General features: G+C 44.8%; 4 protein-coding genes. All 4 read left to right on the top strand.

Features of this window, described 5'->3' with window-relative positions; genetic code table 11:
• Positions 1–291: 291 nt before the first annotated feature.
• The 4 genes from A4E24_RS00040 to A4E24_RS00025 are packed head-to-tail and all read left to right on the top strand — an operon-like array spanning position 292 to position 2753.
• The gene (locus A4E24_RS00040; RefSeq protein WP_292350599.1) at positions 292–1677 is read left to right on the top strand and encodes an APC family permease; all 1386 of its coding nucleotides are present in this window, start codon (positions 292–294) and stop codon (positions 1675–1677) included.
• Positions 1678–1689: 12 nt separating this feature from the next.
• Entirely contained in the window at positions 1690–1959 is a 270-nt protein-coding gene (locus tag A4E24_RS00035; protein WP_292350597.1) for a monomethylamine transporter, read from the top strand.
• Positions 1960–1970: 11 nt separating this feature from the next.
• The gene (locus tag A4E24_RS00030) at positions 1971–2225 is read left to right on the top strand and encodes an AcrB/AcrD/AcrF family protein (RefSeq protein WP_292350595.1); all 255 of its coding nucleotides are present in this window, start codon (positions 1971–1973) and stop codon (positions 2223–2225) included.
• A gap of 60 nt (positions 2226–2285) precedes the next feature.
• Positions 2286–2753 (top strand): desulfoferrodoxin family protein, encoded by a 468-nt coding sequence (locus tag A4E24_RS00025; protein ID WP_292350593.1) that lies wholly within the window; start codon positions 2286–2288, stop codon positions 2751–2753.
• Positions 2754–2980: the final 227 nt, after the last annotated feature.

Genomic DNA, 2980 nt, shown 5'->3' with positions numbered 1-2980 from the left:
CCACGGATGAATACATGAAGGTCTACGACGGAGCAAGAAAGAAGCTCGAAGGACTGGGGCTGGTGTTCTAAGCCTCCAAAACCAAGCCAGCGAATAAATCGCTGGCTTTTTTTTTCATGGAGGTTGAACTAACATAAATAATTATTATCATATAAAACAGCGGAGGCATATTAAAATGGACACATGGACCATGATCAATGGTGCAATTTATCTCATCGATTTCTTGTTGATAGGTTGGGTGCTGCTGGATGCTGTAAAAGTGTCAAAAAGATCATAAAGGAGGATAACTCAATGACCGAAGAAACGAGTTCAGAATCCCCCACCCTTGTAAAAACATTGAGACCTTATCACGTATGGGCTCTTGGTGTTGGTATAGTGCTTGTCGGAGAGTACATGGGGTGGAACTTCACAGTTGCAAAGGGTGGTATACTTGGTTCCCTGTTTGCACTGCTTGTGGCAGGTACTATGTATGTTATGGTAGCACTGTGTGCCAGTGAGCTTGGAGCTGCTACAAAACTTGCAGGAGGTCCCTATGACTGGGCAAGATTGTTCATAGGACCTGGGGCAGCTGCCATAGTTGGTCTTGCAGTATACATGGAATATATTGCTCTGGAAGCTGCAGATTCAATTGTCGTGGCATCAATAGCTCAATCGATCTTCCCGGAGATACAAGTATTACCGGTAACATTACTTGTGATATCTATCCTTACGTTTATTAACTATCGTGGAGTCGTGGCTGCACTTACTCTTAACTTTGCGCTAACCATGACCGCTTTCATAGCTATAATCGTGTTCTTCTTCTTTAATCTCCTGGGAATTGGAAGCATACCATGGAACCCTGCAGAACTGATATCAGGCGCGATGCCCAACGGGATTGTGGGCATATTCGCCGCATTGCAGTTCGGTCCCTGGTTCTATCTGGGAATAGAAGGTGCGGCAATGTGCGCAGAAGAATGTAAGCATCCTTCAAGGGCTGTTCCTCTGGGACAACAGGCTGGTATGATCACCCTGCTTATTGCAGCAGGCATGACGCTATATCTATGTGCTGGCCTTATACCCGCATCAGTTCTTGGAGTATCTGTGTATCCTCTGTACGAGGCAGCAACATCAACTGGTATGTATTTCCTGGTGGTGTTCCTGGCCATAGGCACACTGTTCACCTGCCTTGCCAGTGCAAACGGATGTGTATGTGACTCTTCAAGATCGTGGTTTGCATTGTCCAGGGACCACTTCCTTACACCCTGGTTCTCAGCTGTGCACCCGAGATACTACACACCTTACAGGGCTGTGATCTTTACAATGCCTATAGCCATAGCTTTTGCGTTCAGCGGCTTCCTTGACCAGGTAATTACCTTCTCGATCACATCAGGAATGGTTGCCTATGTGCTAATTCCATTTGCTCTCATAAGGTTCAGGAAAATGTTCCCACAAGATTCGAGCAAGGTACGTCCTTTCATAGGACCCATGCAGCCATGGATAGCTTACTTTACCATATTCCTGGCAGTAGTGATCCTATCAACGCTCAACTGGGGATACCGTTACAACCTGATCTTTGGGCTGGTGTTCTACATAGTAGCGTACTTCTACTTCAACTGGAGGTACAAGAGCATAGAGAGTGAGCATGACTGGGAACGCGACATGGGATGGCCAAAGCCCGTAATGCACAGGAGCGAATAAGGAGGGATGACGTTGGCAAATATCGACAATAACAGATACCGTAGCAAATTGCATCAGGATGCTGGTGTCATTGTGCTGCTGCTGGCACTGCTGTACTTCTCCGAACTGTATATGATATACAACATAGTGTCAATAATAGGAGCCAGTGTGCCTATACCTTCCATCCTTTTGGGACTGTATATACTTTTCATAATCCTGTTGCTGGGAATAGAAACATTAGGATGTGTAGGTGTATATAGATCCATCAAGAAACACATGTTCGAATTTGAATACTATGATTAAGGAGGTATAAGATGGCAGAAGCAGTTAAAGAGGAAGGCGAAAGAGGAGTGTTCATGAGGATCTTTGACATCCTCTTTATCTTCATAGTTGCTTTTACCTGTGTGGTAACACCAGTGGTCTTGCAGGGAACTGTGCTTGTAGGCTGGGGAGAAAGCGGAGCCATGAGCTTCGTATGGGATCCGGTATCCTATTTCTCATCCCTTGGAGTGATAATAGTTTTCTTTTTGGTTGTGCTGTACCACTCTGTGAAACACTATAAATTTTAATGTCAGCTCTGCTGGCATTTTATTTACTTATGACTGATTGGAATGGAGAATGGTGATCGAATGGTTGATAAGAAAAAGATCAACAAGGCTGCAGATCCAGCTCATCTCACTGAGCTGGAGCAGAAGCATGTGCCTATTATAGAAGCACCGGAACTTGTCCTCACTGGACAGCCTTTCACTGTGAAGGTAACAGTTCCACACGTAATGGAACAAGCTCATTACATCGAATGGATAAAGCTCTCTATGCACGGAAGACAACTGGGAGAGGTGAAACTTTCACCATCTGACACAAGCGTTATCGCGGAGTTCACGGTAACTATCCCAGAAGAGGTTGTTGCCACGAAGGTGCTGGAAGAGTGTAATATCCATGGGGTCAATGTGTGCGGGGACTGTGGTACAAAATCAGTGCTTACGGATCTAATTGCAGTCGCAGGTTGCAATGTGCACGGCCTCTGGGAAGGCTTCAAGCGCATAGAGGTCATGTCAAAGGTACAAGGTACAGGAAAACCCTGTAAATGGAAGGATTAACTTTAAAACAGAATTCAAGCCGATGATAAATAATTACCTGGCTATTTAAGGCTCATAAATCACATAAGCCAATACCTCATCCCCTGGTTTTTTAACAGGCCATATTATTTGTGAGCATTTTATATAGTCAGATCTTTCATGTTTAATGGAGAATTTAACTATGTCCAATTACACCCCTAAAGAAAGGCTTGCCCGTATTTTAACAGGGCAGCCTGTAGACCGCATGG

This window comes from Methanomethylovorans sp. PtaU1.Bin093, from assembly GCF_002067275.1.
In the GTDB taxonomy this organism is placed as follows: Archaea; Halobacteriota; Methanosarcinia; order Methanosarcinales; family Methanosarcinaceae; genus Methanomethylovorans.
This window is presented reverse-complemented; position numbering and strand designations above follow the sequence as displayed.